Source organism: Kitasatospora sp. NPDC048715 (assembly GCF_043198905.1).
Classification (GTDB): Bacteria; Actinomycetota; Actinomycetes; order Streptomycetales; family Streptomycetaceae; genus Kitasatospora; species Kitasatospora lactacystinica.
In genome coordinates, this window is the sequence record NZ_JBICVH010000006.1 from 1 (window position 1) to 24424 (window position 24424).

Consider the following 24424-nt stretch of genomic DNA (forward strand, 5'->3'; position numbering starts at 1 on the left):
CCCGTGGTAGTGCGGAGTGGCGCCGTCCTTGCCGCGCCCCAGCGTGACGCGCAGGGTGCTCAGGGCGCCGCCGGTGGCGCTGGAGTCCGCCAGCAACCGCCCCTTGCCGCCGAGCATTCCGACGGTCTCGGCTTCGTCGCCCCGCACCACCACGGCTTCCGGTCCGATCAACGTCATTGGCCTCTCCCCACAGTGAGCACTTCGATAGTTCCCTGGCTGATAGTACTACGTCTAACTATCTCCCATCGAATAACATGCCCCCATGGATCACGTGGACGTCATGCTCGACCAGTGGAGCCGGGAGCGCCCGGACCTCGACCTGGCGGCCGTCGGCACCGTCGGCCGCCTCGGCCGCCTCGCGCTGCTCGCGGGCCGGGTCGTCGAAGAGGTGTTCAAGCAACACGGCCTCCAGCGCGGCGAGTTCGACGTCCTCGCCACCCTGCGCCGCTCCGGCGCGCCGTACGAACTGATGCCCTCCGAACTCGCCGCGCTGCTGCTGATGTCGCGGGCCGGCATGACCAGCCGAATCGACCGGCTGGAATCGGCGGGCCTGGTGGAACGCCGCACCGACCCGGCGGACCGGCGCAGCGTCCGCATCGCCCTCACCGCGGCCGGACGCACCCTCGTGGACGCCGCCTTCACCGACCACGCGGCCAACGAGACCGCGCTGCTCTCCGCCCTCTCGGGCGAGGAACGGACCACCCTGGACGAGCTCCTGCGCAAACTGCTCGCCGACGTCGAGGGCGCGGAGAGCCCGGCGCCCTGACGGCCCCGCCCCACGCCCCCGCCCGAGGTCCAGCCACCCGCGACCGCTCCGGAACGCCGTCGGCCGCCGTACGCGGGGAACGCGTACGGCGGCCGACACCCGGTGCAGTGGGCCGTCCGTGACGACTACCGCACCTTGACGTACTCCGCTTCCCCCGCGGCCCGGCGCGGCGCCTCCGCCGGTTCCGCCACGGCCGCGACCGCGGCCGTCGGCCGGGCGGCGATTGGGTTGTCCAGCCGGCGCCCCCGTCCGTCAGCCGTGCTTGGGGTGGCCGGGGTCCGTGAGGTGGACGAGGAACTCGGGCCCGTACACATGCGTGCTGTCATCCCGCAGGGGCTCGGCCATCAAGTCCTGCGCGGCCGGTTTCAGCGCGAACATCGCGACGATCGACTGGCCCAGCGCGGCGGCGTCTCCGTCCCGCCATGCCTTCTCCAGGAGGCTGAGCATCTCGGTGTACTTGCCGTTGAAGGCGGTGAGGAGTCCCTGCACCTTCTCCGGGGGGTTGGGCCAGCACTCCGCCGTGAGCCTGCCCATGGGGTACGTCTCGGGGAAGGGGACCGGGTCCCCGACCCAGTCGTACGGTGTGGGGCCGGTGGGCGTGGGTACCAGCCTGTGCCCCTTCCAGATCTGGCCGAAGCCGTAGTAGTGGGCCAGCCGTCCGTCGGTGGTGGGGTCGTCGGGGAGGTGGCTGGTGCCCTCTCCCTGCTCCTTGATCACGTCGATCGCCTTCGTGATCTGGTCGACCGAGGTGAACTTCTCCAGCTTGTTCCTCCCGATCTGTGTCTCCATCTGATGGCCCGGCCCGATGGATGGTTCGACGTTGTCGAACGCGTCCCGCAGCGCGTCGTAGAACTTGCCGATCGTGATCCATTCCTCGTGCAGGGGTGCGAGCGGGTTCTCGGGCATCTCGATCTCCATGAAGACCTCCCGGACGTACGTCTGGGTCAGCCCTTGGAGGTACACATCGATCGTCGGCCGCACATTGCCCGGCAGCTTGCCCGGATACGTTGGGGCCGCAGCGAGGATGTGCGGCGTCCCACCGATCGCCGACAGCATGTTGCACGCCATCCCCATGTGGTACATCTCGTCGTGGACGACGCCCTTGATCAGCGCCTCGGCTTCGGAGCCCTTGGTCTTGACGGACCACATGCCGCACAGGTAGGGCGGCAGGGTCGACAGCTCCAGAGCGATGGCGGACTGCAGACTGTCCTTGATCCACTTCAGGTCGTGATCGGCCGCTGGGATCTCCATCAGTTCGGCGATCAACATCGGTTTGGTGGCGAAGGTGGTCACGGCGGTTCCCGTTCGTTCGGCGGAAGCGGCGGGCAGGTCCGGTCAACGTGGAGGAGGTCCACGACGAAGCTCCGGGGTCGAGTGCGACACATCAGTGCGACTCGGCACGCCGCTGAGTGCGCATGCGATCGTTCCCGGGGTGGACCGCGACGAAATCGGACAGATGAGTGAAGATTCTTCGGCGTACCGGACCAGGCGCCGGGGGCCGCAGCCGCTGCCGGCCGGCGGCCTCAAGCCCGGCGACCGGTCCGACCGCACCGTCCCTGAGTACCAGGCACCACATCCGCCATGTGACGGCGGCTGAATCCATGTGGCCTCATGTGCCAAGAATCATCACCGGCCGCGTCAGCTGCCGTGAAGGCCTGGCAACCCCGGACAGCGAGGTCGAGCGTTGCTCTTGCCCGGCCAACGGGATGCTGTTCCGGCAGTGGACCGGCCTCCCCCCGGCGGGGCCTGTCATCCCGCTTCGGCAGCTGGGAGACGGTTCACGGCCGTCATCGAAGGTGGTCGGCGGGCAGCCGGTCGGGCACCGGGTGGTGGCGGGTCCCCGCCCCGCCACCGTGGCGCGGGCGGGGCCGGGACTCCTACTTGATGGTCTTCACCAGCGGCACCGCCAGCTGCATGATGTTCGGCAGTCGGCCCAGGATGTCGTCGCCGCTGAGGAACAGCACCCGGTCGCCGATCCGGGTCATCACGATCTCCGAAGTGCTGTACGGGCCGGTGGGCACCCTCTTCATGTCGAAGGCCTCGGCACCGAGCCCCGGCACGGGCTGCAACGTCACGGTCATCGGGATCGGGGCACCGTCCACGCTCTTCCCGGTGAAGGTCTTGCAGCGCTCCGCGTACGTCCTCAGGTCGCCGAGCAGTTTGGCCGCGTCGCCGGGGCGGTAGGCGGCCAGGTAGACCTGGACCATGTGCTCCCCGTCGTAGACCTCGTTCATCGCGCCCGAGACCTTGTAGCCCTGGGAGAAGAGGGTCCCGGCGAGACGCATCTGGTTGCACGGTTCCGTGATCTGCGGCGGGTCGGCCCGGTACTCGTTGAGGGTGGTGCCGGTGTCGACCTGGTTGCCGTTGCCCTTGATCGTCCACCCGGCGGGCAGCACCGCGGCGGTCGGCAGGGACGCGCGCAGGTCCACTCCGGTGAGCAGCGGAGGGCCGGTCGGCGTGCTGCTGGGGGTGCCGAACGCCGGGGTGCCGGACGTCGGGAGCGTCGGCGCGTCCACCGGGGCGGTGCCCGGGGACGTGGCAGAGGTGGCGGTGACGGCCGCCGGGTTGCCGTTTGCGGTCAACGTGCCGGAGGAGCACCCCGTGACGACGGCCGCGGCCATCGCGGCCGCGCCCACCGCGAGCGGAATCCTGACGGTGGATCGAACCATGGACACAAGGACCCCCGTGGGTTCGTAGCCGAATGCATTGTTTCGCACACAGGGGTATCACCCCCTTGCGGTGACCCTACCGTGGCCTGACGCGGCGCCCGACCGGGTTGCCGGCCTGGCGTCCTGACGGGCCGCCACCTCGCAGCCCGGCTCCCGTGCCGGCACGTGCACGGTGAGGATCGGGCCCGCACCGACCGCCTCGGCGAGGACAACATCACCAGCGTCGAAGTCGACCCGGACATCGCCGCCCGACACCGGCGGGCCGCGACGAGCGGCAACGGAGACGGAGACGGAGACGAAGACGAAGAGGGAACGGAAGCGCCACACCTCCAGGAGTAGACCGGCGCGCGCTGCCCACTCTCCCCCATCGGTCCCGTTCGAAGCGGCCGCCGGCCGCTCCGCAGCTACGGCTGAGGGCGGGCAGCACCGGGTGGCCTTTCTGAGTACGGATGCTCAGGAGTCGTGCCGGGTCGCGCGCATACGGTGGCGGTACGACGCACGGCGGGGGGTTGGGGTTGTTGGGCAAGTCGTTGGTGAAGGCGGCTCTGGTGGCGGCGGCGATCATTGTCGCCGTGATCGGGGTGACGTTCGCGTTCCAGATCGCCGCATGGTGGTTCATCGGCGCCGATGACTACGCGTCCAAGCCCGGACCCGAGATCGTCCGCCACACCCCGGAGCAGTTCCACGCGCTCAGCGAGCAAACCGTCCGTGACACGTTGGGGGGCCTGAGCCCTGACCTCGTGCTGAGCGACAGGGGCTGTACCGTCAGCCGGTACGAGCCGCGTCCGGACGGCACGCCGAGCAAGCTGTCCACCGTCGACCGTCGGTTCACCGCCCGTACCAGGATCAGCGCGTCCCATCGGCAGGAGCTGCGGGACCGCATCGAGGCCGAGTGGCGGCTGCGCGGCCTCCGGCAGAAACCGTCGGCCTGGACCCCGAGCGCCCCGGACGAGGGCCCGGACTACCTCAGCGCCGAAACCTCGGAGGGAATCGCCGTCTGGGTCGCGCTCTCGACGGAACCGGACCGGACGGTCACCCTCACCATGTCCGTCAGCGGCGGCGACGTCGCGTACGCCCCGGACCGGGCCCGCCCGCTGTCGCCCCTGCGACCGGACATCGAGGACATCTACTGGTCGCGCTGAACCGGGCACAGCCCTCGTCCGCCGGCGGGAACGTCGGCAGGAACGTCGGCGACCCGCCGGCCCCGGTTCGGGACACGACGGGCGCCGGAGGAGGAGCCGCTAGGCGGACGCGCTGCCCACAGGGACGGGGACGGGGACGGCGGCGGTCTGCGGAGCCGGGGCCCCGGCGTCAGGACGGCCGGCGGGCACGGCGGGCCGCAGGAGGACGGCGCAGGCGACGGCCGCCAGCAGGGCGAGCGAGGCCGACACCACCAGGCAGAGCTGGAGGCCGTCGAGGAAGGAGCCGCTGAGTGCGCTCAGGGCCGGCTTGGTGGCAGGGCCCAGGTCGAGCCCGGCCACGGCGCCGAGGCCCTGCTCCCGGGCGACGGTGAGGACGCGGCCGCCGGTCTCCGCCGGCACGCCGGCGTCGGCGAGCCGGCCGGGCAGGGCGTCGAGGGCGCGGGTGGTCAGCAGGGCGCCGAGCACGGCGGGGCCGAGGGCGCCGCCGAGCTGGCGGAAGGCGTTGTTCCCGGCGGCGGCCATGCCGGCCAGGTGGTGCGGTACGGAGGAGACCGCGGAGGCCGTCATCGGGGTGAGGACGGCGCCGATGCCGAGGCCGAGCAGGACCAGGCGCCAGGCGAGCGACCCGTACGAGGTGCCCGCGTCGACGCCGATCAGCGACAGCAGCGAGCCCGCCATCAGCACCAGGCCGGTGGTGATCATGACCCGAGCGGACACCCGGTGCATCAGCCGTCCGACGGGGACGCCCACGACCAGGGACGTCCCGGACACCAGAACCATCCGCAGCCCGGCCTCCCACGTGCTCAGATGCTGCACCAGACCGAAGTACAGGCTCAGGACGAAGAAGAAGCCGATCAGCCCCAGGAAGCTGATCATGGCGACCAGCGACGTGGCGGCGAACGCGGGGCTGCGGAACAGGGCCAGGTCGAGCATCGGGCTGCTGCTGCGACGCTCCACGACGACGAACGCGACCGCGCTCACGGCGCCGATCACCAGGGCCGCCACCACGGAGGGCGTACCGAAGCCGTCGGCGCCGCCCTCGATCACGCCGTAGACGACGGCGGTGACCGTGACGGCCGCGCTGATCTGCCCCGGCCAGTCGAGCCGCCGGCCGTGCGGCGCCCGGGAGTCCGGCAGCAGGAAGGCCGCGACGACCAGCACGACCAGCGACACCGGGATGGGCAGGAGGAAGATCCAACGTACCGCGACGTGCTGCTGCAGCAGCCCGGCGATCAGCGGTCCCAGGGCCAGCGAGGCCAGCATGGACATCGCCCACAGGCCTATGAACCTCCCGCGCTCCCGGTGGTCGGGGACGGCGTGGCTGATCAGGGCCAGCGTGGTGGGCAGCAGGGCCGCCGCACCCAGCCCGGAGGCCGCCTGCCCGACCCACAGCCACTGCACCGAGTCCGCGGCCAGCGAGACGGCCGCGCCCAGTGCGCAGAACGCCATGCCCGCCTGGAACACCCGCTTGCGGCCGTGGACGTCGCCCCACACCCCGGTGGTCAGGATCAGCGCGGCCATCGGCAGCACGAACGCGTCCGATACCCAGGACAGTTGGGAGGTCGAGGCGCCCAACGCCCGCTGGAGCGCCGGCAGGCTCACCGACACGGTGGTCACGGGAAGGTAGGCGACGAAGACGCCCAGACAGGCCATGACGAGCGTGACGCCTCGTCCGGCCACGGGGCGCTGCACCGTTGCGGAGTTCACGGGGTGGTTCCTTCGACTGCGGGATGCCGCGCGGGCACCGGTTGCTGGGGGCACAGGAAAGCTTCGGCCCCACGGGCGAGAAATCCCCAAGTGATCCCGGCAGACGTACCAGAACCTCCATTCCGGTCCGCCCGTGTGTCACGATTCCTCTGTGCCTGACGACCTGGACCGCAAAATCATCCACGGGCTCTACTGCGCCCCCCGGGCCTCGTTCCGCCACCTCGGCGAGGTCGTGGGGGTGTCCGAACAGACCGTGGCCCGCCGCTACAACGCGCTGCGGCGAGGCGGGATCCTGCGCGTCGTCGGGCTGAGGAGCCCGTCCGCCCACGGGCATGCGGAGTGGGTCGCGCGGCTGCGCTGCCGCCCGGAAGCCGTGGGGCCCGTCGCCGACTCCCTCGCCCGCAGACCCGAGGTCGGCTACGCCAGCATCGCCTCCGGTGGGTCGGAGATCATCTGCACCATCCGCTCGGCCGTCGGCACCGGGCGCGACGACGTCCTGCTGCGGCAGCTCCCGCGCGCCGCCTCGGTCCTCGACATGAGCGTCGACCTCCTCCTCCACACGTTCGGCGCCCCGGACGCGGTCGGCTGGGCCGGCGGGGAACGCTTCCTGACCGACGAACAGGTGCGACGGCTGACGGCGGAGCGCCCTGCGGCCGCCGGACCGCCGCTCGCCCCGGCCGACGAGGACCTCCCGCTCTTCGAGGCCCTGGCGGAGGACGGCCGCGTCTCCCACACCCGCCTGTCGGAGGTCACCGGCTGGTCCACACCCCGAGTCGCCCGCCGCCTGGAGGCCCTGGAGACCTCCGGCTCCCTCGCCTACGGCATCGACATCCTGCCCGAACGCCTCGGCTACGAGCTCAACGCCGTCCTCTGGCTCCAGGTCGACCTCCCCGGACTCGACCGGATCGGTGAGGAGCTCGGCCGGCACGACGAATGCGCCTTCGTCGCGGCGACCAGCGGCCGGCACAACCTCATGGCCGTCGTCATCTGCCGGGACACCCCCGACTTCTACCGCTACCTCAGCAGCCGCCTGGCCCGCATCGAGGGCATCAGGGGCTACGAGATCAGCATTCGCGTTCGCCGCCTCAAGCAGTCCGTGTCCCTGATCCACCACGGACGGCTGATCCACCCCCCGCTGGGCTGACGCGAGCGCACCACCGAACGGGCCTGGGCGCCTGGCCCGATCAGCACAGTCTCGTACTGCTTGAGGCGCGCACGGTCACTGACATGCGGCATTGAAGATCCTCGCCGGCGACAGCCCGGGCTGTGCCGCAAAATGAGACGGTCATGTCGTCTGCTGGTACGGCGAATCGCGAGGAGGTTGGGCATCCCACCCGCCGGCGCAAAGGCGCATTTCGTCCGGGCGAACGGCCAGCCGTGGACCACCTCCTAGGTACCCACTGCGAGCAGCGGCTCGCCACACCGATGTGCCGAACTTCGTCGGGGTGCGGTTCTGAGCCCAGTGGCGTCCTCATCGCGGATCGTCGCCGATGGGACGGTCACCCGGATCGAGCGGTTCACCGAACTGCCTGAGCACCCCCGGCCCAGCGTGCGGCGGCTGGCGCGCGCCCCCTCGAACTGCGGGTCGCACCGGTTGTCGCGAAGCCTTGACACTGCGTCACAGGCTGAGAACCCTGGTGCTGTACTCCAGGGACGCGAGGGACACGGCATGCCATGGTTTGAGGAGAGCGGGCGCCACGAGGGTTTCCCGGTGGCGGTGTTGGCGGACGGCAGCGAGCCGGCGCCGTTGCCGGACGGGCGTACGACCTGGTGGCTCTACAACGGTGCGGACGGTCCTCGGGCCGTTGCGGTGCGCAGTGGTTGCGGCTGCGGCTGGCGGGGTGAGCGGGTGCACCTGCTGGACTTCGGTGACGACGAGGCGACCGAGGCGGTGGGCGAGGCCACCGGGCCGTTCGCGGACTGGGAGTGGCACGTCGACTTGGCCGAGGGTGTGGTGCCGCGCGAGGTCGAGGAGCTGGTCGCGGCGCTGGTGGACCGTATCTGCGACCTGATGGAGAGCAAGCCGTACGCCGCTGTCCGTGCGGCCGCCCGGTTCGAGCGCGCCGCCGGCTCGACCGCCCTGCTGGCCGGCCGCAAGGCCCGCAGCAACCTGATGACCTGGGAGTACATCGGCCGCGCCTTCGGCTGCGGGCCGGAGGCGGCACAGGAGCGGTTCGGCGAGACGCTGAGCAATGTCGACTGGGGAGATGAGGACGAGCTCTGAGGTGCCAGTGCCCCTGGTGGGGTTGGTGCGTCTGGCGCATTCTTGGCCGGTCGTCAGGCTGCTGGGGAGGGCGACTTCGGGTTGCGTGGGGAGCAGCGCGGGGGACAGTCCATCCGCGCAGCCCGGTCCACGCCAAGGCGAAGGGCCGAACCCGTCGAGCTGCGCCAGAGCCAGGTCCTGCACGCGGCGGTGCAGCAGCCCGCAGTCCAGCAGCCTCCCCGCAGAACCGCCAGGACCGGCAGGGCCCGCGCCTTCGCCAAGTCACCGCAGGCGTGGCGAGGTTGCAAATCGGAGGCGAAACGACCGGTCGATCATGTGCGGAGCCAGATGACGAGGGCAGCTGTGGTGACCGTGCTGGGGTAGACGTATCCGCGCCGACGTCTGGACTCAGCCCGTACGATGCTGTCGAAGGCTCAGGCTCAGCTCGCCAGGGCGCAGCTTGGAGAGTCGGCCTCAGGGGCTACGGCCCGCCCCGCACGGGCAGGGCTCCGGATCCGAACTGAATGGATTGGCGCACTCTGCGCCCAATCGCTGCAGGTCAGGAAGTGTCGGCCCCGCGCTCGCGGGGATAGCTCCGCGGCGCGGCCGGGCAGGGCCTTGGCGGTGTAGTCGGCCCCGCGCTCGCGGGGATAGCTCCGCGGCGGCGATGACCTGGTTCCTGACCTGGTAGTCGGCCCCGCGCTCGCGGGGATAGCTCCGCGTCGTCGCCCATCTCGCGCAGGGTCTTGGCGTCGGCCCCGCGCTCGCGGGGATAGCTCCGCCCAGCTGATGGTGCAGGACAGCGGGCCGGTGTCGGCCCCGCGCTCGCGGGGATAGCTCCGCGTCCATCTCGGCGTCAGCGTCGTTGCTCATGTCGGCCCCGCGCTCGCGGGGATAGCTCCAGCGCGGTGGCGGCCCACCGCTCGATCGCCTGGTCGGCCCCGCCGCTCGCGGGGATAGCTCAGAGACGGGCCAGTGACCGAGGTCGGCCGACGGACGACACGGGAGCTCGTGGTGATGTGCGCGGGCGTCCCGTCGTTCGCCGCGCTGCAGGGCCGTATCCACCGCACCCGGCCGGCGCCTGGCGCCTGGCTGCCCGTCTTCCCCACCCCGCCGCCCCCGACCAGAACATGCCATCCGCAGGGTGCTGCTTCGCGCAATGGTCCGGGTACGTCAAGGGGGGCGGCTGACAGTGCGCCACGACGACGCGATGAACGACAGCATCCAGGCCATGGTCGACTTCCTGCGCGAGCGGTACCGCACCAACGTCCACACCCACGAGCGCCTCTTCTCCGCCTGCAGCAACGGCCGGATCGGGGCGGACATGGGCGTCACCATGGAGACCCGCACCCGCCAGGGCCACGGCAGGGGCTCGGTCAAGGCGGTGGAGGCCACGTAGTTGGGGGCGTTGTTCAGGGCGGCGCGGAACGGGCTGTCCTGGGTGTTCCAGTAGGCCATGACGTCCTGGTGGGTGCGGCGTCCCAGGAGGTGTCCGCCGCTGGCGGCCAGCCGCCGGCCCCAGGCCCTCGCGATGGCGGCGTCCCCGCCGCGTTCGGCCGCCCAGCCGCCGTGGGTGAACCCGGCGCGGGTGTCCTCGTCACCGCGGCCAGGCCCCTTGCATGACGTCGTCGAGCGTGACGTGGCTGAGGACGACGATCCACATGCTCCTCCTGCTGCGGTCATGGAATCCGACCCTGCGGCAGAACCGGGCACAACGCCTGGTGACCGGTGGTTCTCTTCGAGGGCCGGTGCGCGTCGTCCCGGACGGGCACCGGCCCCATCAGGGGACCGCGAAGCACGGTACGGGCATGGGCGAGGGCACGCGCCCACAACGGTGCGACATGGCGGCGATCCCGCCCCGCCTCGCGCTCCTGGCCACCGGCACCGAGGTGCTCGCCGCGCAGGACGACCACCACTCCCGCCGGGGGCGAGGCGTGCGATCAGTGGCCCAGCACGCCGCGGATCCAGCCGTCCACCGTACTGGTCAGGTCGTGATTCCCGGCCGCATGGTCCAGCAGGAACGTGCGCACCGAGTCGCCACTGTGGAACATGCCGCGCTTGTCGAACTCCAGCACCACCTCGACCCGGTGCGGGTCGGTGACGAAGGACAGCTCGATCTCGTTGCAGCGCCGGGCGAACTGAGGTGCCGCCTTGTACTCGATCTCCTGGTAGAACGGCAGCGTCTGGCCCGTGCCGTGGATCCGGCCGGCCTCCAGGTCGGCCCGGTGGAAGTGGAAGCCGAGCGCCGCCAGCGCCTCCAGCACCCGCTGCTGCACCGGCAGCGGCTGCACCGCGATCGGGTCGGTGTCCCCGCGGTCCAGCTGGCCTGCGATGTCGACGTCGGTGCGCACCCCGAGCACCATGCCGGTCAGGTGGTGGCCCCCGATCGCGGTCAGCGGCGTCTCCCACGGTACGGGGAAGGCGAACGGGACGGCGCGCCGCTCTTCGGCCGCCAGCCGCAGCGGGCCGCAGACCTGCACCCGGGCGAACTCCTTGACGGTGTGGCTCTCGCCGTCCTCGTGCTCGACCTCTACCCGGGCGGCCAGGCAGAGCGTGATGCCGTTGATCTCGGCGTCCCGGCTGCCGCCGACCAGGTCGACCTGGCCGTGCACGGTGCCACCGGGATGGACGGTCGGGGTGGACAGCACCGTGTCGACGGTGGGTCCGCCGACGCCCAGGGCACCGAGAAGCCGCTTGAACACCATCCGGGGGCACTCCTGACATCGCCGAGGACCGAGCGCACCGATCGTACTTTGCCTGCGCTTTGCCGTCGACCGGCGGCATTCGACAGCACCTCGGCATTCGTCCGCCACGAAGTAGAGCTTCAGATACAGCCAGTCGCTGCCCGGCGGGCGCAGCCGTGACATTGGACTGACTGATCGGGTGGTCGACGGGGACTCCGCACCGGGCTGTTCGCCGCCACGCCGGACGAGGGGAGCCACCGCCTCGCGCATGTGGCCGCCGCCCGTCCCCGGCAGCCAGGCGTGCTCCGGTCCCGGTAGGGCCTCCTGGAGCACCACGCACCCGCTGGGAGCACCGGCCCTGAGTTCCTCCTGGAGCAGCTCGACGTCCCGCCCGTCGTCCAGGTCGAGCAGCAGCCGGTTGTCGGCGACCGTCAGGTACAGGTGGGACGGTACGTCCCAGCCGCTCCGCCACGTGGGAGAGCCGACGGGAAGTCGTCGTCCGGGCCGGCGCGGACCTACCGTCAGGAACTGGTCTTCGTCGAGTTGGCCGGACTCACTCCTCTGGTGGCCGACTACGACACCGTCTCCGCGCTCGGCTCCCCCGACGGCGGGACCCGGCCGGTGGCCTACGCCCGCCGGTACGCCCGGCCGGAGGAGGAGTTCCTGCCGGCGCTCGTCGAGGCGGCGGTCTCCGAGGGGCTCGTGTTCAACCAGTACTGGGCCTTCCACGCGATCGGTTCGACCGCGGACGCCGTCGGGCCCGGGAACGTGCGGCTCGATACCGTGCGACGTCTGCGTGCGTGCCTGCCCCTGATTCCGCAGGGGTCGGCGTACGGTTTCCGGATTCCGCGTCCGGCTCAGGTCGGCCAGCCGTTGCCCGAGTGCCAGTGCCCGACCCATTCCGTGAAGTCCCAGGCCTCGGCGCCGGGCACGGGGATCGCGCCGACGTCGGACACCATCCAGACCTCGCCCCGGTGGGGTCCGGCCGTCACTAACAGCCAGAACGAGTGGCCGTCGTGCGAGCCGAGGACCACCGATCCGTGGGTGAAGGCGGCGTGGATGCGTGGATCGTCCGGATCGGCCTCGCCGTCGTCCTCCCACAGCCAGGCGTCGTCCAGCGGGAACGGTTCGCCGGGCAGGCGCGGCCCCAGGTCCGGCCAGCTCGCGGGCAGCCACCCGAGGGGTTGGAGCCCTCCGTCCTCGGCAGGCCCGAGACTGCTGCCGTTGCCGATCTCCGCGACGAAGGTTCGGTAGGGCTCCGGGAGCGCCACTCCGTTCGCGGCCTCCCATGCCATCATGCCGCCGTGTCCCAGGGCGGGTTCCCGCCACTCCGGCGGGAACGCGGAGCGCAGGGCGGCGAGGGTGGTCTCATCGGGGCGCTGATCACATGCTCGGGTCACGACTGGATGGTCTCAGCGGCGACCGACATCCGATCCGGCGCCCCTGTCCGTGACGTGGTGGACGGGCGGCACAAGGACCGAGCGGACCGGTCACCCGCAGTAGCCGCCTACCGATCACGTCGGAGGCAAAACAGCTCCTCATCGTCGGTCGCCGGCCGGTGTTCGCATGGCCCTCACCACCGAGGCACCGGGGTTCGCGCGCATCCAGCCTGGACGCCCACCTCTATGCGGCCGGCTCGGCCGTCGGACGGTGAACCTCCAGGACAACCGCCGTTCCGGCCGCCGATCGGTCCTCATGCATAGTGATCACCTGGCCGGGTCGAAGGTGCTGCCACTGCGAGGGGTCGAGAGGTGCCAATCGCACCGTGGCTCGCCCGCCAGGCTCCATGAAGGGCGTGAACTCCACCCAGAGGCGGGCGATGTTCAGGGCCGGTTCGCCGGTCGTGGTTCGAGTCCCGATGTCCCACATCGGCCGAAGGACGCCAGCACCCGAGAAGGGCGTCTGCCGACGTGCCTCGCCGGCCGGTCGGAGGGTGAGGTCGGCTCGGATGACGCCATTGCGGGCTTCGTAGCAGCGCCAGCGACACCAGGCCGAGCTCGTCTCCAGCCGCATCTGCTCGGCGGCGGTGGCGAGAGTCTCCCAGAAGCTCAGCGGAAGCGGGTGAACGTCACCCAGCTCCTCCAGCAGCCCGAGGGCCACCTCCCACTCATCATGGGTGAGGTACTCCCAGACGTCGTTCACCGTGATGTCGTTCTCGGTGGCGACCTCTTCGGGAACCAGTAGGGAGGCGGCTTCCAGCAGCTTGGGGACATCCATGCCCTGATTCTGGACCAATGGCGTGCCACGGACACAGGCCCGGGCACCGGCGAACCATCCAGGCACGTCGGTGAGCGCGCGCCGGAGGGGCACCCGAGGCAGGGGCGAACTCTCGGAACGGCCCACTACCCAGCTCAAGAACCCCCGGACAGTTCCACAGTGGCGACGGTCGACCGGGGATGGGCCGAAGCGGCGCCTTCCTGGCTCAGGCCACTGGCAGTGGCCCTTGCCCTGGTCGGTATCGCCACCAGGTCCGCAGCTCGATCACCGCGCCCGCCCCGCGCAGAGGACCGACCCACTTCGCTGTCACGTCATCACCGACCTCCTCTGCGAGGCGCACTGGCGGCGTCTGCGTCACGATCTGCTTGGCCCGCCAGAGACCGATGCCCACGAGCTCCCGGAGCACCTTCGCTACTTCCAGGGGCCGCGGGCCCACATCGAGGAGAACGATGTCCTGGGGGATCTCGTCGCAGATCAGCAAGAACTGCTCAGGCACAGTGCTCCTCAGTGCAGGTTGGCGGCCGACTGCAGCGATGGCTCGCCTCGCTTTTCCGGTGGCGTCCACATCACCCTGACCCGGTCGGCGGCGACGTCGAACCCGAGCAGTGGCTGCGTGCCGCCGCCTTCGGGGAACAGCGGCACCGACTTGCCCAGGCGGCGCCCGATGGCGGTCAGGAACCCGCACAGGACGTCCAGCCGCTCCTGCCCCTGAAGCTCCCGGAGGTCGACGTCGAAGTCGATCTGCTCGTCCCCGAGGAACCGGAAGATCGCGCAGACCTCGGGATCAGGCCGCACACTCAGGCTCGGGCACTCGGCGCCGGCCGGGCGGGACAACACGGCCTCGGCCCGGGGCAACGGCAGCACCGCCTCGCCCTCGGCGTACTCGAAGGCCCAGCCCTGTTCCTCGATCAGGTCGAGCACGGCCTGCCAGTCCGCCGCCGTCGTGTCCTCAACGAACGCATCGGGCAGGCACCCCCCATCGGTGGGATCGAGCAGCCACGCGACCTGGTCGTCCCACAGCAGATCAGCCATCCCGCCATCCTGCCCGCTGCGTCCTGCCAGGCCGACTGAATTTCCTCAAGGCCCCTCAGTACGGCGGTGATCTCGGCTGCTGCGCGTCGGGCTTCGTCGCGCACCGGAAGTCCGTCGCCGGAACGCATCCGACCCTCGCCCGACAGAGGAACGAAACAGAGCCGGCCGCTGCCGCTCGCTGCTCTCCACCACCGCACCGGCCAGGCCGAACCCCCGAGGGTCACGGGGGCTTCCCTCCCCGAGCGGGTACCCGATGGAGTCGCCCGATCCTGTCGGATCGTGCAGGAGCCCCATGCGGTGGTGCCCCGGCCTCGCCAGGACGGCGGGGCCGGGGCACCACGGGTGTGTCAGCTGCTGGTCGTCAGCAGTCGGTTGGCCAGGGCGTCGGCGAGGCGGTAGGCCTCGTCGGCCGAGAGGGTGCGGCAGATGGCGTCCGCCAGCTCCTCCACGTTGTGCCAGTCGACGTCGCCGAGCTCCGCCTGCGGGGCGGCCGACGACTGCTCGTCCACCGGGACCACGACCCGCTGCTCCGGCATCGGGAGCGGCTCGGAATTTTCCGCGGAAAATCGCTCGGGGCTCCGGACGGGCTCGGCGCTCGCGACCGGGTTACGGGGCGCGGGCTCCGGCCGGGGAGCGACGGGAGCCGGCGCCTTCACGGTGGCCGGTGCCGCCTCCGCGGCCGGCTGGGCCGCGGGCGTGGAAGCGGGTGCGGAGGCAGCCACCGCAGCGGGCTGCGGCGCGGGGGCCTCCGCAGGCGCCTTGGCGGCGGCCCTGGCCTCCAGCTTCGCGGCGCGCCTGGCGGCCACCGCGTCGGCGTCGGACTGGAGCAACTGCTCCAGCTCCGCGGTCTGCCCGGCCAGGGACATCGCCTCGATGCCCTTCACCGAACCGAGCCGGCGGGCGACGTTGATGGAGACGCCCTCCTCGCCGCGCGCCTTGGCCCGCACCTGGCGCTGCAGCTCGGGGTGGAGCTTCAGCAGGTTCTTGCGGTGCGAGATCCAGCTCTGGGACCAGCCCTCGGCCTCGGCGGCCTCCTTGGCGGTCGGGTACTGCGCCACGATGAGTATGACCGCGTTGGCCTCTTCGATCGGGTCGAAGTCCTTGCGCGCCATGTTCTCGTCGAGTGCGGCCCGCAGCAGGGTCGCCTTGGACTCCGCCACCGAGTCGTCGACGACGACGAGCAGCTGCTCGCGCCCGTACAGCTCAGCGGCGGCCCGCCGGCGGTTGCCGTTGACGATGACGACGTCCTGCGGTCCCGCGCCCAGCGTCTGCTGGTCCTCCGGCCACAGCCGCAGGTAGGCGGCCGGGGTGACGGCGAGGCAGCTCTGCAGCTGGCGGTCCTTGATGCTCGCCAGGTCGGAGAGGTCGCCCAGCTCGTCACGGGGGTTGCGCGGGTTGGGCAGGCAGTCGGCGGTGGGGATCCACTTGGCCACCGGGGCGCTGTTGTTGGCGCTGTCCACGCCGGGGGCGTCGACGACCGGGTCGCCGGCCATCGACGCGAAGGAGACGCGACGACCCGCCATCAGCGGCCCCCGTAACCCAGCTCGAGGGACAGGCGGAAGAAGTCCTCGCGGGCCCGGTAGGCGGTACCGCTCTCCTTGTACTGGGTGACGACCGTTCCCTCGGCCACCGCCCGCGAGTGGATCTTGTACCGGCGCAGGACGGTCTTGGCGCGGGGCCACCCCTTCGCCGTGATGTACGCCTCGGTGTCCTCGAGGTCGGCGCGGCCGTCCCGGGGGTCCCAGTTGTTGACGACGATCCGGAAGGGGATGTCCATCGGCTCGATGACCTTCTGGATGGTCCGGGCCGTCGGGTCGAAGCACAGCGGCTCGGTGATCATCGGGACCAGGACGTCGTCCGCGATCTCCAGGGCCCTGCGCAGGATCTCCTCGTCCGCCAGGGTGCCCGGCGTGTCGATGAAGATGTGCTGGTACTCGTCCTTCTCACCGAGGACGTCGAAGGTGCACGCCGCGAGGTTGACCGTGGTGGTGGTCTTGCCCACGCCGCCCTTCTGGTTGGCGATGACGTGGATCTTCGCGCCGGTCTTCTTCAGGTGGATCAACTGCTCGGCATGGTCGTGTGCCGCCATGAAGTCGAAGGGCAGGTTGTCTCCCACCCGCTCGGCCCAGACGACGGCGGACCCCTGGGGGTCGGTGGACACGACAAGCACAGATGGCTTCATGATGTTCCGTTCTCTCCGTGGGCTTCCCGGGCCGACTGCCCGGTACTGCGGATGCCCGCCGCTCAAAGCCGTGGTCGGCGGACGGAGAACAGCATTCCAGATGATCAGCCCGGAGCCTGACACGACCCGCGTGTCATGGAGCACAAACGGGATGGATCGCGGTGGCCGGACTTCCGGAGAACCGCCCTTCTTTCCTGAGTCGGCATCCAATCTCAAGGGCTACCACCTGCGGTGATGCCTGTTTGGCGGAGGGGGGAATTCATGAGCACTGGTCATTCACATGGGCGGGCGCGTCGTGCGCGTGCCGGCTTTCACGACGCAGGCCGACCGTCGCGGCACGGCGAGTCCCGCCCGGAGCCGGCCACGGGTGACGGCCGGCTCCGGGCCCGACCTGGGCAGGGTGAACGTCGCTGGCGCTCGCATTGGTCCCGGCGCGCTGCCCGTCGGCGAGCGGGCGGTCAGCGGGGTCCGGAACTGTGACGGGCATTCCCGACCGTGCGGATGCGGACATTGGACCCGGGGCAGCCTTGTCGGGCCGAACTTGGACGTGCGACCAGTTGACCGCGCCGCCTCGGAGCAGAATGGGACGCGAGACGGCGGTCCCGTGATCCTGCTGCTCGAAGTGCTCCTGTGTGGGTGACATGGCGGAGCGATGTGCGAAGGGTCGGCCAACCGACGAAGTAGCCCTGCTCGGTTGGGAGAACGGAGCGCCAGGTCGCCCCCTGCGCAGACCGGGCTGTGGAGGGGCTGTGGACTCGAACTGATTTAATTGGCGCACTCTGAGCCGAACCACAGCAGGTCAGAAAGTGTAGGCCCCGCACGCGCGGGGATGGCTCCACGGTTGCCTCCGTGGATCACGGGGCCGCCCCGTAGGCCCCGCACGCGCGGGGATGGCTCCCCCACCCGCTGACGCCCGTCACCCACCACCCCGTAGGCCCCGCACGCGCGGGGATGGCTCCTCCAGCGACGTGACCGAGTTGAGCACCGAGTCGTAGGCCCCGCACGCGCGGGGATGGCTGTGGCCTCGGCACGGCGGGCGAGCGTCTCCGGGCGTAGGCCCCGCACGCGCGGGGATGGCTCCGAGACGTACGTGCGCGGCAGCGACTTGGCTGCGTAGGCCGCGCACGCACGGGGATGCTCGTTGAGCGCTGGCGGCCGGTCGGGTTCGGCTCACACTGGTATCCGCCCCGCTTGGCAGGCCGGATCTGCCCGACCTTTGACACCGTTGTCCGGGCCAGCTGAACCGCCATGAGGCAGGCGTCCTCGCCCTCAGGGCTCCGATGGGCGTTTCGTCACGGCAGAGCCAGCGAGGTTCAGGGAAACCCGTGGAATGTCGCACACCTCGACCGCACCGGCTTCACCTTGTTCCTGGGCGAAGCCGCTGTGGGCGTCGGCGGCTGGTCAGCGGGCGACGACGACCGTGATTGGCGTGTCGTCGCAGCCGGCCGCGATCTCGTGGAGCGCGTTCAGCTCGATGGGATCGACGGCGAGTCGCCAGCGGGTCTTCACGGCCACTCCGAGGCCCCGGACCTCGTCCTGCTGCTCACCGTGAACCGGAGCGCCGTCGGCGGCTGGTCGTACGGCTGGACAACGAGCGCCTGATCGGCGGCGAGGGCCCGCAGGGAATCGCACCGTCGGGGTCAGCAGACCTTCCGGTAGGGCACTTCGGGGAGGTACGTGTCCCAGTCGGTTTGCGGCAGTCCGCCTCCGGCTCGTTCGCAGATGTCGGCGGCTTCCCGGTCCGGGGCCACCACTACCTCGTGTCCTGGTACGTGTTCGGTCGCCATGCGCAGGGTGCGGTCGTCGGGGCTGAAGGCCAGGGAGAGGGTGGCGCCTCCTGGTGTGGGGAGGGCGGGGCCGAGTGGTTGGTGGGATGCGAGGTCCCACATCCGCAGTGTGCCGTCGGTGCCCGCGGCGGCCAGGGTGCGGCCGTCGTGGGAGAACGCGATTGCGGAGATGGGGTCGAACACCCCTGCGGCGTTGGGTCTGAAGGTGCCGGGCAGTACGCCCAGGTTCCGCTCGGCATTGCCGTCCCAGAGTGTGACGCGGCCGCCCTCGTCGCCGGTGGCCAGGTACCCGCCGTCCGGGCTGAAGGCCACGGCGTGGGTCGTGTTCTGGGTGAGCGTACGGGGGTTCACCTGGCCCGATGGCAGGTCGGCGAGTTGGTTGTGCGAGGTGACGAGGAGTTGTCCGTCCGGCCGGACGGCGAGTTGTTCCCCGCCGACGCCGGAGATCACCCGTGTTCTGGCCCTCTGGGACAGGTCCCAGACTTCCACGGCCTCCTCCTGCGGCATCCGTGACACCAGAAGCGATCGTCCGTCCGGTGTGAAGGCGATCGCGTTGACAGTGGACACGGTGAGCCTCTCACCGGCCACGAGGTCCAGGGTCGCGGTGACGCTGGCGGTGGAGACGTCCCAGATGGACACCCTGGGGGGTGCGTCCCACTGCAAGCGGTCGAAGACGCTGAAGGCGAAGGCTCCCCCGTCGGGACGAAAGGCCGTGAGGACGGTGCAGGGCATGGAGCTCTGACGCCGCGAGGTGCAGGACGTGGCGGGGAGGTCGACGACGTTTCCCGGCCCGCGGAGATCGCGCAGTTGGAAGCGGTACATGTCCCCGCCCTCCGGCGACGCCAGCGTGGCGAGTGTGCTGCCGTCGGGGCTGAACACGGCAGCCGCGATCGGTCGGCTCGTCCAGGCCGGAGCGAGGCCAGTCGTGAGGTCGATGGTGCGGACCACCGCTCCGGTAGGGCCCTCCAGGTAGCGGATCCTGTGTGCGGCCGGATCCAGCCTGAACTGGCTGGCGTCGGTGTTGGCGAGCGGATGCCGCAGGAACGGGACCGATGGGGTGTCAAGGCGCCACAACAGCACCTCCTTGCCGTCCGACGCCACCATGAGCGTTCCGTCCGCGCTGAACGCCGCCTCCCTGATGTCGGCGTGCTCGATCCGCGGGAGCTCCGTTCCCGAGGCGATGTCCCAGATCCGGACTCCGCCGCCGTCGACGACTGCCAGCCGGCGGCCGTCCTGCGCGAACCCGATCGCCTGGTTGAGGCACTGCTGCGCGGTGACGTCGGGGGCCCAGGGGGTGGGGACCTGGCGCTGTTCGGGCACATTCCACACCTGGACGGGCTCGCCCGGAACGCACAGCGCCATCAGGCGGTCGTCGGGGCTGAGCGACGCATCGGGGTACGGGTAGTGCTGCATGCGGTCCTCCACCCACATCCGCCGCTGCCTGGCTTCAGGTACGCCGCGTAGCTCGTCGGGGACGACCGGCCTGCGCTCACCGCCCCTGGTGCGTCGTTCGAGCAGCAACCGGCCGTCGCGGACATCCCGGACCTGGACCACGTCGTCCTCGCCCGCGACAGCGTAGAGGAGCAGGGTCCGTCCGCTCGGGCTGAGTCGGGCCGCGGTCGGGTCCAGGCCGGGACCGGAGGAATGGCGTGACACCGGGGCCGCGCCCGTACTCTCCTCGGGCAGGTTCCACACGTTCACATGGTCGTGCTCGAACACGGCGAGGGTCCGGGCGTCGGCGCTCATGTCGTCCACGTCGTCCGCTTCGGCCCCCAATCCGGGCAGCGAAGCCACCCGGCGGTGCGTGTCGACGTCCCACTTCACCACCTCGTCGCGGCCGACACCGACGAAGGTGCGGCCGTCGCCGCTGAGGAAGTGGGTCTGCGGGACGGATTTGCCGGAGGGCGGGTCGGTGAAGACGTCCTGATCCGGCTGGACGGCGGCGCCGAGCAGTGCGGACCGTGACTCGGGAAGATCGGCGGTCTTCCACGCGGCGAGGCTCAGCCGCATTGCCGTGAGGGGGTCGGAGGTGCGCATGCCGTCCGCCACCGCGGCGGCCCGGCGGGCGGCGGCCTCCGTGCGACGCCGTTCGCCGGTCCGATTCTGCTGCCACGCGATCACCCCGGTCAGCAGGACGAGGACGACCAGGGCGGACAGCGTGCCGAGGAGAGTGCGCAGCCGTCGGGCTGAACGTGCCGTGCTTCGCTGTTCGCGGCTTCGGGCGGCGAGAGCGGCCCTGACGAACTCGAACTCCAGCGGGGTGAGGTCGTCGCGGTGCCCGCCGGTCGCGAAGGCCGCTTCGGCCGCTGTCAGAAGAGTGCCCCGGTAGAGCGCTCCGGGATCGCGGCCCAGGTCCTCCCAGGCCTTGGCGGCCTCGGTGAGGCGCCGGTGCTGGCGCAGCCGGTCGCGGGCGTCGTCGACCCACGCGTTCAGCCGCGGCCAGCAGCTGATCAGTGCCTCGTGGGCGAGGTGGACGGTGTCGCCGTCCAGGGTGATCAGCCGGGCGCGGGCCAGGCCTTCGAGAACCCCCGCGGTGCCGGTGTCGCCGGTGCCGAGGGATTCGAGTTCGGTGCGGTCGGCGGGACGGCTCGTGTCCTGAGCGCCGTCGCCCGGGGTGACCAGTCGCAGCAGGATGCGCCGGGCAGTGGTGGCCTGTTCCGGTGTCAGGCCGCCGTAGGCCCGCTCCGCGGTGCGGGCGATGGCGCCGCGTACCCCGCCGGCGGCTTCGTAGGCGGCTTCCGTCAGTGTCCTGCCCTTGCGGCGGCGCCAGGTCTCCAGCAGGGCGTGCGACAGCAGCGGGAGCCCACCCGGTTCGCCGTCGACCTCCTCGATGATCCTTGAGGTGAGGGCGCGTTCGACGATCAGGCCCGCGCCGGCGGCCGGCTTGACGATGGCCTCTCGCAGCTCGGCCGGGCCCATCGGCCCGACCAGCAGCGTGGCCTTCCGCAGGGCGACGGCCAGGCCGTGGTGGTCCGCGCAACGGCCGAAGAAGTCCGCCCGTACCGCCAGGACCACCCGTAATCGGCTGTCCGGATCACACGCTGCCAGCAGCAGGTCGAGGAAGGCCGCGCGTTCCGCCGGTTCGGTGCACAGCGTGAACGCCTCCTCGAACTGGTCCACCACCAGCACCGTGTCGCCCGTGCCGTTCGCGGGCGCCACCGCTGCGGCATGGTCGGAGGCGGGCCGCGGGCCCGGAGTGAGGATCCGGATGGCGGCCGGACCCGTGCCCGTCGCGCCCCGGTCCCGGAGCGCCGGAATCAGTCCGGCGCGCAGCAGGGAGGACTTGCCGCTGCCCGAGGCACCCACGACGGCGACCAGGCGACGGGAGTCCATCAGGGCCAACAGGTCGGCGACGAGCCGGTCGCGGCCGAAGAACCGCTCCCGGTCACCGGGCTCGAAGCGGGCCAGGCCCCGGTACGGAGCATCGGCGTCGTCACCGTCCTCGGCTGCCGCGTCCCGCGCGGCGGCGTGCCAACGCCGCTCCCACTCCGCGAGGTCCCCGCCACAGGCCTCCACGTAGGCCAACGCCACCGGCAGCGAGGGAAGTTGCTGACCGCCGGCCGCCCGCGACAGCGTCGCGACCGAATAGCGGGTACGGCCGGCCATCGCCCGGTAGGTGAGGTCTCCGGCTTCCCCGCGCAACCGGCGCAGCTCGAACGCGAAGCGTTGGACCGGCCCTGCGGCCGGATCCAGCGGGCTCTCCTGGCGCCCCATCCTGTGTCCTCCCCCACTCGGCGACACCACCGGACCGGCGTCAACCTACGGGCCGGGGAAACCCACCACAACGGCTTCTCATCAGCCTGTCTCGTTCCAGCGGTCCTTCCGACCTGCGGAGCGGCATTTTGTTTCGTCCGGCAAGCAGGGCTGCGCAACAACCGGCCGGCTGTGAAAACTCGAACCGTGCCGGGGCCGAAGCACAGCAACGGCTGGCCCTGACGCCGGCGCGACCACGCCCCGGGGACACCACCGCCCGTACGGGCCGTGTTCCGCCGCACCGGTGAAGCGCAACGGCATTCCGAGACCCTGCGGCTCTCGGAATGCCGCACAGTCCCCTCCGCTCCCCACACCGAAAGGAGACAGCGATGTCTCTCGTCAAGATCCGTACCGCGATGATCGCGTTCGCGTCGAGCGCGGCACTCATCGGCGGCACCGTCGTTCTCGCCGCTCCGACCGCATTCGCCGCCACGCCTCAGGTCACGGCCGGCTGCTACGGGTCCTCCTGCAACAGGCAGGACCCGGTGGACATGGGCTGCAGCACGGACGCCTACACGGTGGAATCGGTGGCCTCGACGTTGGGCACGATCGAACTCCGCTACAGCCCTTCGTGCAGGGCGAACTGGGCCCGGATCTCCGGCGCCTCGAACGGGCAGGAGTTCTACGTGTACAACGAAAGCCTGGTCGTGTGGTGGCACGCGATCGGCTCCACCGGATACGGCGACATGGTCGATGGCTCAGGCAAGGCGCGTGCCTGCATCTCTAGCGGCGCCTGCACCGGGTGGCACTGAGGCTCCTTCGCCCGTTCGGGCATCCGGGAGCTGCGGTGGTAGCGCAGCTCCCCGTCCTCGGCGGGGTCCGTCAGCACCCCACCCGCGGTCCTGCCATCCCGTGCCTCGCCGGGCGCACGCCGACACACGCAACTTCTGCCGATCCCCTTCTTACAGGGAAGGAAATCCGAGTGAAGCGTACGAATCGTCTGGTCAGGGTCCTGGTCGGTCTCGCGGTGGCCGCGACGGCGCTGGGCGGGCTCGCCGCTCCGACCGCATCCGCCGCCACGCCCCGGGTCACCGCCGGCTGCTACGGGTCCTCCTGCAACGGACAGGACCCGGTGGACATGGGCTGCAGCACGGACGCCTACACGGTGGACTCGGTGGCCTCGACGTTGGGCACGATCGAACTCCGCTACAGCTCTTCGTGCAGGGCGAACTGGGCCCGAATCTCCCGCACCTCGATCGGGCAGAACTTCTGGGTGCAGAACACGAACCAGAACATCCACGGGTGGATCGCGACCGGCTCCACCAGCTTCGGCAACATGGTCAACGGTTCGGTCCAAGCGCGAGCCTGCATCGATAACTGGGACCAGCCCATCTGCACCGGCTGGCACTGAGGCCCCTCTGCCCGTTCGGGGATCCGGGGAGCTGCCGTGGTAGCGCGGATCCCCGTCTTCGGCAGGGCCTGAAGCTGACACATCGGCGGAGCCCGAAACCCGCAGCGCGGGCATTCGCATGGCTCCGACCGTTCCGCCGGGACGGTCCGAAGCGGGTTCGGCGCGACCACCCGGGTGGGGCGTGACCGTCAGTCACGCCCCACCCGTGCCCCTGCCATTTCCACTGCCCGGCCCAGCGCACTCCGAAATCAGTCCGGGCGAATTCTCGCCGATGAAATGAACCGCCACACGGAGATCAAACCCGAGGGAGAGAAATGAAGGGCAACTTCAAGGCAGCCGCAGCATCGCTGATCGCAAGCGGAGTGCTGCTGATGGCATCGCCTGCAACGGCAACCGCGGCCGAGGTCCCCTCGCGCCTCGGAACGGATCAGGCGGCCGCCGGATACAACGGCGCCTGCGGCAGCGGATACCGGGTCATCGACAGTCTGCGACTGGAGTCGGGCGCCAACATCTTCCTGACCTATTCGGACAGCGGGTTCAACTGCGTCGTGACGGTGGCCGAATACCCCGGGTCCGCCCGATCCATGGACGCGTGGATTCAGCGGACCGGCGACTACGCCTCCCGTCATTCCGACAGCGGTAACTACACCGCTTACGCCGGCCCGGTCTTCGTCTACGCCGAGGGAAGCTGCGTGGACTGGGGTGGCTCGTACACCTACGGAAAGTACTGGCAGAACGCCGGGCACTGCGGTTGATCCCGCCGTCGCGGCGCTCTCCGATCCCCCGCATTCCCGGGAATTCCGACCCGGATCATCCACCCCACCCGCTCGGTCAGTCGCACAGGGAGTCCAAGTGAGGAAAATCCAGTCGTTCCGCCTTCGCGCAGGAATCGCCCTGTCGTCGGCGCTCGTGGGCCTCTTCGCTTTTCCGC

The 24424-nt window shown here is 70.8% G+C and carries 19 protein-coding genes, 1 pseudogene and 2 CRISPR repeat arrays; of the genes and pseudogenes, 8 read left to right on the forward strand and 12 right to left on the reverse strand.

Features of this window, described 5'->3' with window-relative positions; translation table 11 throughout:
• A pseudogene (locus tag ACGFSC_RS13195) lies at positions 1–177 on the reverse strand (cupin); the annotation flags it as partial.
• An 85-nt stretch (positions 178–262) separates the two neighbouring features.
• Between ACGFSC_RS13195 and ACGFSC_RS13200 the strand changes: the two are divergent.
• Positions 263–766, forward strand: coding sequence for a MarR family winged helix-turn-helix transcriptional regulator (locus ACGFSC_RS13200; RefSeq protein ID WP_392863202.1), 504 nt, complete (start codon positions 263–265; stop codon positions 764–766).
• 252 nt (positions 767–1018) lie between these two features.
• Here the strand turns inward: ACGFSC_RS13200 and ACGFSC_RS13205 are convergent, their stop codons facing one another.
• Positions 1019–2059: a ferritin-like protein gene (locus ACGFSC_RS13205; RefSeq protein ID WP_359902500.1), complete on the reverse strand. Its 1041-nt coding sequence runs from the start codon at positions 2057–2059 to the stop codon at positions 1019–1021.
• 584 nt (positions 2060–2643) lie between these two features.
• Positions 2644–3435, reverse strand: a complete 792-nt coding sequence (locus tag ACGFSC_RS13210) for a hypothetical protein (protein ID WP_359902499.1) — start codon at positions 3433–3435, stop codon at positions 2644–2646.
• Positions 3436–3953: 518 nt separating this feature from the next.
• Between ACGFSC_RS13210 and ACGFSC_RS13215 the strand changes: the two genes are divergently transcribed.
• Positions 3954–4577, forward strand: coding sequence for a hypothetical protein (locus tag ACGFSC_RS13215; RefSeq protein WP_359902497.1), 624 nt, complete (start codon positions 3954–3956; stop codon positions 4575–4577).
• Positions 4578–4676: 99 nt separating this feature from the next.
• Here the strand turns inward: ACGFSC_RS13215 and ACGFSC_RS13220 are convergent, their stop codons facing one another.
• On the reverse strand, positions 4677–6230 hold the full coding sequence (locus ACGFSC_RS13220; RefSeq protein ID WP_359902509.1) for an MFS transporter: 1554 nt from the start codon (positions 6228–6230) through the stop codon (positions 4677–4679).
• Between the two features lie 205 nt (positions 6231–6435).
• Here ACGFSC_RS13220 and ACGFSC_RS13225 point away from each other — a divergent pair, with 205 nt between their 5' ends.
• The 3 genes from ACGFSC_RS13225 to ACGFSC_RS13235 all read left to right on the forward strand — a co-directional run bounded on the left by ACGFSC_RS13225 (position 6436) and on the right by ACGFSC_RS13235 (position 9886).
• Positions 6436–7428: an AsnC family transcriptional regulator gene (locus ACGFSC_RS13225; protein WP_359902495.1), complete on the forward strand. Its 993-nt coding sequence runs from the start codon at positions 6436–6438 to the stop codon at positions 7426–7428.
• Positions 7429–7953: 525 nt separating this feature from the next.
• Positions 7954–8508: a hypothetical protein gene (locus ACGFSC_RS13230; protein WP_359902493.1), complete on the forward strand. Its 555-nt coding sequence runs from the start codon at positions 7954–7956 to the stop codon at positions 8506–8508.
• A gap of 547 nt (positions 8509–9055) precedes the next feature.
• Positions 9056–9451: a CRISPR direct-repeat array (repeat unit 29 nt; unit sequence GTCGGCCCCGCGCTCGCGGGGATAGCTCC).
• Between the two features lie 246 nt (positions 9452–9697).
• Entirely contained in the window at positions 9698–9886 is a 189-nt protein-coding gene (locus ACGFSC_RS13235) for a hypothetical protein (protein WP_359902491.1), read from the forward strand.
• A gap of 541 nt (positions 9887–10427) precedes the next feature.
• Here ACGFSC_RS13235 and ACGFSC_RS13240 read toward each other — a convergent pair.
• The 8 genes from ACGFSC_RS13240 to ACGFSC_RS13275 all read right to left on the reverse strand — a co-directional run bounded on the left by ACGFSC_RS13240 (position 10428) and on the right by ACGFSC_RS13275 (position 22103).
• Positions 10428–11192, reverse strand: a complete 765-nt coding sequence (locus ACGFSC_RS13240; protein ID WP_359902489.1) for a sporulation protein — start codon at positions 11190–11192, stop codon at positions 10428–10430.
• An 836-nt stretch (positions 11193–12028) separates the two neighbouring features.
• The gene (locus tag ACGFSC_RS13245; protein ID WP_359902487.1) at positions 12029–12571 is read right to left on the reverse strand and encodes an SMI1/KNR4 family protein; all 543 of its coding nucleotides are present in this window, start codon (positions 12569–12571) and stop codon (positions 12029–12031) included.
• A gap of 223 nt (positions 12572–12794) precedes the next feature.
• A complete protein-coding gene (locus tag ACGFSC_RS13250) occupies positions 12795–13388 on the reverse strand; it encodes a hypothetical protein (protein ID WP_359902485.1) in 594 nt (197 codons plus the stop codon).
• Between the two features lie 205 nt (positions 13389–13593).
• On the reverse strand, positions 13594–13884 hold the full coding sequence (locus ACGFSC_RS13255; RefSeq protein ID WP_359902482.1) for a ribosomal protein L7/L12: 291 nt from the start codon (positions 13882–13884) through the stop codon (positions 13594–13596).
• A gap of 8 nt (positions 13885–13892) precedes the next feature.
• Positions 13893–14420 carry a hypothetical protein gene (locus ACGFSC_RS13260; RefSeq protein ID WP_359902479.1) on the reverse strand — a complete coding sequence of 176 codons (528 nt, stop codon included), beginning with the start codon at positions 14418–14420 and terminating at the stop codon, positions 13893–13895.
• Between the two features lie 347 nt (positions 14421–14767).
• Entirely contained in the window at positions 14768–15943 is a 1176-nt protein-coding gene (locus ACGFSC_RS13265; protein ID WP_359902476.1) for a ParB N-terminal domain-containing protein, read from the reverse strand.
• The gene (locus ACGFSC_RS13270; protein WP_359902473.1) at positions 15943–16581 is read right to left on the reverse strand and encodes a ParA family protein; all 639 of its coding nucleotides are present in this window, start codon (positions 16579–16581) and stop codon (positions 15943–15945) included. Before ACGFSC_RS13270 ends, ACGFSC_RS13265 begins: the two co-directional genes overlap by 1 nt.
• 828 nt (positions 16582–17409) lie before the next feature.
• Positions 17410–17742: a CRISPR direct-repeat array (repeat unit 28 nt; unit sequence CGTAGGCCCCGCACGCGCGGGGATGGCT).
• A gap of 500 nt (positions 17743–18242) precedes the next feature.
• Positions 18243–22103 (reverse strand): helix-turn-helix domain-containing protein, encoded by a 3861-nt coding sequence (locus ACGFSC_RS13275; protein ID WP_359902471.1) that lies wholly within the window; start codon positions 22101–22103, stop codon positions 18243–18245.
• Between the two features lie 368 nt (positions 22104–22471).
• Between ACGFSC_RS13275 and ACGFSC_RS13280 the strand changes: the two genes are divergently transcribed.
• The 3 genes from ACGFSC_RS13280 (at position 22472) to ACGFSC_RS13290 (ending at position 24248) form a co-directional block, all read left to right on the forward strand.
• The gene (locus tag ACGFSC_RS13280) at positions 22472–22894 is read left to right on the forward strand and encodes a DUF2690 domain-containing protein (RefSeq protein WP_359902468.1); all 423 of its coding nucleotides are present in this window, start codon (positions 22472–22474) and stop codon (positions 22892–22894) included.
• Positions 22895–23064: 170 nt separating this feature from the next.
• Positions 23065–23493, forward strand: a complete 429-nt coding sequence (locus ACGFSC_RS13285) for a DUF2690 domain-containing protein (protein ID WP_359902465.1) — start codon at positions 23065–23067, stop codon at positions 23491–23493.
• Positions 23494–23807: 314 nt separating this feature from the next.
• On the forward strand, positions 23808–24248 hold the full coding sequence (locus ACGFSC_RS13290) for a spore-associated protein A (RefSeq protein ID WP_359902463.1): 441 nt from the start codon (positions 23808–23810) through the stop codon (positions 24246–24248).
• The last annotated feature ends 176 nt before the right edge of the window (positions 24249–24424 follow it).